Source organism: Megasphaera sp. AF13-6AC, assembly GCF_027685385.1.
Classification (GTDB): Bacteria; Bacillota; Negativicutes; order Veillonellales; family Megasphaeraceae; genus Megasphaera; species Megasphaera micronuciformis.
In genome coordinates this window covers 1-5,029 of record NZ_JAQCUN010000097.1, presented here as the reverse complement: position 1 = coordinate 5,029, position 5,029 = coordinate 1, and the positions used below count along the sequence as shown (strand labels likewise).

The 5,029-nt window shown below is 46.5% G+C and carries 5 protein-coding genes; 1 reads left to right on the top strand and 4 read right to left on the bottom strand.

The window, feature by feature from the left end; genetic code table 11:
* Positions 1 to 73: 73 nt before the first annotated feature.
* Positions 74 to 409, top strand: a complete 336-nt coding sequence (locus tag PGX78_RS06130) for a nitrous oxide-stimulated promoter family protein (protein WP_270445901.1) — start codon at positions 74 to 76, stop codon at positions 407 to 409.
* 64 nt (positions 410 to 473) lie between these two features.
* On the opposite strand, the gene PGX78_RS06125 is transcribed toward PGX78_RS06130, so the two are convergent.
* From PGX78_RS06125 to ribF, 4 genes are all read right to left on the bottom strand, one after another.
* A complete protein-coding gene (locus tag PGX78_RS06125; RefSeq protein ID WP_270445899.1) occupies positions 474 to 1,901 on the bottom strand; it encodes a hypothetical protein in 1,428 nt (475 codons plus the stop codon).
* Positions 1,902 to 2,065: 164 nt separating this feature from the next.
* Positions 2,066 to 2,929: a zinc metalloprotease HtpX gene (gene htpX, locus PGX78_RS06120; RefSeq protein WP_270445898.1), complete on the bottom strand. Its 864-nt coding sequence runs from the start codon at positions 2,927 to 2,929 to the stop codon at positions 2,066 to 2,068.
* A 159-nt stretch (positions 2,930 to 3,088) separates the two neighbouring features.
* The gene (locus tag PGX78_RS06115) at positions 3,089 to 4,273 is read right to left on the bottom strand and encodes an aminotransferase-like domain-containing protein (protein WP_270445897.1); all 1,185 of its coding nucleotides are present in this window, start codon (positions 4,271 to 4,273) and stop codon (positions 3,089 to 3,091) included.
* A gap of 74 nt (positions 4,274 to 4,347) precedes the next feature.
* Positions 4,348 to 5,029, bottom strand: a 682-nt coding sequence (gene ribF, locus PGX78_RS06110; protein WP_270445896.1) for a bifunctional riboflavin kinase/FMN adenylyltransferase, incomplete at its 5' end; no start/stop codon positions are given.

Genomic DNA, 5,029 nt, shown 5'->3' with positions numbered 1-5,029 from the left:
TCGAATCCTGCTAGGCGCACCATATTAAAAGGCTCACTACTCGGTTAGTGAGCCTTTTTTGAAGGAGTGTTCCATGGATAAGCGTGCTCGCGAACAACAGACAATGGAAGAAATGATTAAAATTTATTGCCACGGTCTTCACCATACCAAAAAAGGAACTCTCTGTCCCGTATGCACAAGTTTGCTTCAATATACAAGGGAACGAATCGCCCGTTGTCCTCATATGGAGACAAAGACCTTCTGTGCTTTTTGCAAGACTCATTGTTACTCTCCGACACGACGTGAAGAAATTCGTGCCGTCATGCGCTACAGCGGTCCGCGTATGATGCTTACGGCACCGGTAGCGACACTGCACCATTTATATCTGTCCATTCTGCATAAGCTGAAAAGTTCAAATCATAAAGATTAGCCCCCGAGCGAAACACAGATATACGAAAACCCCGACTCCTATGAGCCGGGGTTTTATCTATTTCCTATAGTTTTCGTTCAATGGCAATGGTCTTACAAATATCCGAAGCCGTATTCTTTCCTTCTCTATGGTCGCTGGGCGTACGGGGAATGGAAAAGGTATAGCGACCGTCATGAAACTGCAGTTTAAAGTGAGGGCCTTCATCAATAACGGTAAAGCCCAAGTCTTTTAACCGAGCCTGTTCACTGCTGCTCATGCGGCAGCCCCGCCCGAAGAGGTCGCGAATACTGCGAGCTATCTTTTCACCTTCACCGACACGAGGATTGGCTTGCAGTAAGTCTTCAATAAGCGTATAAGGGCGTGACGTTTCTTCATAGCGGTTCTTTACTTGCGATAAGATGCTGTAAAGAAGGTCATTGGTTTCACCGTCGTAGAAATCTTTTTCCTCGCCGCGGCAGTAGAATGCCTCTCCTCCGGCACTGTCCGCCAAGGAGGCCGTCATGGCATCCAAACGGGCACGCAATATATAGTTTTGGGAACTCAATTCTTCTACCTGCTGCTGGAGTTCTTTATTTTCCTGATCAAAGGCTTCCATGTACAGGTCCAGTTGTTCTTGTGCCTGAGTACCCTCTCCGTGCAAACCTTGCAGGCTTTGCTTGGCCTTATGGCTGTTAACCTGTGTCCAGTTATAGTCGGATACGTCGGACCGAGTGATGAGCATACTCCAGATGTCGGCAATAATAGCATCGGCCATGGCTTTACCGTCACGGTTATAGTCTACCGGAGCATGACGACGGTAATCGGTCGTGCCGGGAAAATAGATGCCTGCATAGCCGTTGTGCACGTTATTTTCATGTGTTCGTTCCCGCAGTACCCAAGACGTATTTTTATCTGTTTCTACCAATACATGAGCCACTCCACCAAGTTTTTTAGCCAAGTAATTCGGAGGGACAACGGTCCTGCCGTTTTCACCGACACTCAGATAGACAATGGGAAGACTGTAATCGGCAGTGCCGTTCATAACAGCTACAGCCGTATCTACATAGCCTTCTTCAACGATGTAATACTCACTTTGAATGGCAAAGGGTCCGTCGTTACGACAGTATCCGTTTTCCATACAAGTACGTACAATATATGGCTTGTTTCCTGACGGCAGATCTCGGGGCGTAAAGGAATCGACCATACGTTGCAGTTGAACCAAAAACTGTTTGGTACCGTCTTTGTCGATATAGATGCAATCACTTTGCCAGCACTTATTACCCTCACGATCTTCCAAACGACAGGCCAGAACATCTACCTTAGGGTCCGTAAATATTTTAAAAGAAACAGTCGTGTTTCCGCTTGCAAAGACCTTATCTCCGTCATTTATGGTATATTCCAGATTTTCAAAGCCGTAATGAGGACTTCCCGTAATCCATTCTCTGATGAGTTCGATAATATCCTCTTTGATTACCGACTCTTTAAGGGGTAATCGCGTACTGAATAAGAGCATGACCGTCACCTTTCCGTTTCTTTTCCGTCGTCTGCGGCTTGTATGCCGTCGTACATGTATTTGTATTGTATCTTATATGTAATACGTTTGTCATATTACTTGTGCGAATATTCTCATATTCTTAAACAACGAAAGGCTATGCTCTTTCGAGCATAGCCTTTCGTTTATCTACTATGTAATTCTCTGTCCAGCTTTTGCAGTCGTGCAATTCGATCCTGTGTCGACGGATGGGTACTGAAGAGTTTGGCAATACCGCTACCAACTCCGGCAAAGGGGTTGATGATACACATGTGAGCCGTCGACTCCGTAGCGCCGGGCAATACTCTTCTGTGTGCATAGGCATCAATCTTCGCCAAGGCGCTTGCCAGTGCCAGAGGATCTCCCGTTAGTCTGCCGCCCGCGTCGTCAGCCATATATTCACGTGTTCTTGAAACGGCCAACTGAACCATAGTCGCTGCCAAGGGGGCGATGATAATGGAAGCAAGCAAGCCGATAATACCGCCACCGTTTTCATCATCATTATCGCGACCGCCGCCAAAAATAGCCGCCCACTGCAATATATTAGCTAAATAGGACACGGCGGTAGCAAAGGTGGCCACAATGGTGCTGATGAGAATATCACGATGTTTGATATGAGACATTTCGTGAGCCAGCACACCGCGAATCTCTTCATCGTCAAGCATGGTCAAAATTCCTTCCGTAGCCGCTACGGCTGCGTGGGAAGGACTTCTCCCCGTCGCAAAAGCATTGGGTACGTCAGAAGCGATAACGTATACTCGCGGCACAGGTAAGCCGTCGCGCTTGGCCAAATCCTGTACAATATGATAGAGTCGACTGTCGGAACCCACTTCTCTGGCATTATACATACGCAATACCATGGAGTCGCTGAACCAGTAGGAAAAGACATTGATCCCTATGGCAAAAACCAGAGCAAAGGTCATGCCCGACCTGCCACCAGCCACATACCCCAGGGCCAGAAAAATGACGCCCATGAGGGTCATAAAAAATACGGTCTTTATATTATTCATAGGTCATTCCTTCTTTTTAATTTTTAAAGTCAAAAGGTTAAACTTATATTCATATTATACGTAAAATCAGAATAAAAGTCAATTTCCCTCTATAAATGAAAAAAGCCCGCAAGGGGCTTTTTTCTTGTATTTATTAGGCATAAGATAGGGGGAGTTTATCTATTTGCCTAATTCGCTGTGTAATACTTCACCCAACCGTTTGATGCCTTCTTCAATTCTTTCGGGAGGCATGTTCGAATAGTTGAGGCGGAAGTGGTTGGCGTTACCGCCGTTCGGGTAGAAGGGACCGCCGGGAACGTATGCTACTTGACGATCGAGTACCTTAGGCATCAATTCTTTAGCATCCATGCCTTCCGGCAAGGTTACCCAAGTGAAGAGACCGCCTTCAGGATAGGTGAAGGTAATGCCTTCGGGGAAATATTTCTTCATGCAGTCATACATGAGGGTACGACGTTCGCCGTAGAGTTTGCGAATCGTAGCTACGTGTTTGTCCAAATCAAACATATCCATGTAGTATGCCGCCTGGCGCTGGCCGAAGGAGGAGGTCTGTAAGTCTACAGCCTGTTTCAATTTAATGACTTTGTCGATAACTTCGGGGTTGGCAACCATCCAACCGATACGGAACCCGGGCATGAAAATTTTCGAGAACGAACCGAGGAAGATTACATTCCCCTTGGTATCCAAGGATTTCAAGGTCGGTACGCGTTCGCCGTCATAGCGAAGTTCACCGTACGGATTATCTTCAATAACGGGAATTTCGTATTTATTCATAATGTCCATAACCGCTTTGCGGCGTTCTAAGGGCCACGTAATACCCGTCGGGTTCTGGAATTCGGGAATAACATACATGAGGCGAACTCTGTCGTTTTCAGCCAAGATTTTTTCGAGTGCTTCGGGAACGATACCCTTATCGTCCGTCGGTACTTCGATGAATTTCGGGAAGTTCAGCTTGAATGCGTTAATAGCACCCAAATACGTCGGGCTTTCAACCAATACAATGTCGTCTTTATTAAGGAAAATCTGACCCAATAAGGATAAGCCCTGCTGAGAGCCGGCCGTAACGATCAAATCTTCAAAAGTACAGTCAATATCAAAGGCCGATTTCATGCGTTTCGCAATTTTTTCACGCAAGGGATTGTAGCCTTCCGTCGTGCCGTACTGTACGGCTTGGCGTCCTTCTTTTCTGAGGATTTCCACATCTACTTTTTCCATATCCTCAATGGGGAACAATTCCGGAGCAGGAAGACCGCCGGCAAAGGAAATAATTTCCGGCATAGTAGTGAGTTTAAGCAATTCACGAATTTCCGATGCTTTCAGGCTCATTGCCACATCAGAGAACTTCATACACAATCACTCCTTTAAATAAAATAAACGTATAACTATGATTTGAGTGTATCATAGATATACGTTTAACGCAATCATGTATGTGCTGAAAAATGCAATAATACCTTTTTTTTATCGACTTTCATAGCATCGACTAATTCGGTAATGGATGAAAATTTTTTCTCATCCCGCAGCCTTTTATAAAAACGCAGGGTCACGGTTTTCCCGTAAATATCGCCCGACCAGTCGAGAATATGCGTCTCCACGCGTCTGTATTGACGCGTAAACGTAGGATTATTACCTATATTGGTCATAGCGGGCCATTCTTTTCCGTCCAAGACGACGCCGGTTACATATACACCGTCGGGTGGCAGAGCCGCTTTCGGCGGAATAAGCATATTCGCCGTAGGAAATCCTATGGTCCTTCCCCGCCGATCGCCGGATACGACTTCGGCTCGAAGTTCGAACGGTCGTCCCAAAAGAGCCATGGCCGCTTGCATTTTTCCCTCGGCAATGAGTCCGCGTATGACCGTTGAACTGACCGGGTAGTCGGACTGCGGCGCTTCAACCAGGTCGAGAACACGTACGGGAATATGGGCATCTCCCATAGATTGCACGAGGGTCTCAGTATTGCCTGCCGCCTTTTTACCGTACGTAAAGTTCGTGCCTACAACGATCTCCGACGGAGAGAGGTATTTAATCAGACAGGCACAAAAATCTTCAGGCGATTGGTTGAGCAGTTCCTGCGTCATAGGCAACATGATGAGACCGTCAATG

What these genes read in the sequence shown, in the direction of transcription:
- PGX78_RS06130 (WP_270445901.1), top strand. Translation starts at nt 74, where the DNA reads ATGGATAAGCGTGCTCGCGAACAACAGACAATGGAAGAAATGATTAAA.
- PGX78_RS06125 (WP_270445899.1), bottom strand. Translation starts at nt 1,901, where the DNA reads ATGCTCTTATTCAGTACGCGATTACCCCTTAAAGAGTCGGTAATCAAA.
- htpX (WP_270445898.1), bottom strand. Translation starts at nt 2,929, where the DNA reads ATGAATAATATAAAGACCGTATTTTTTATGACCCTCATGGGCGTCATT.
- PGX78_RS06115 (WP_270445897.1), bottom strand. Translation starts at nt 4,273, where the DNA reads ATGAAGTTCTCTGATGTGGCAATGAGCCTGAAAGCATCGGAAATTCGT.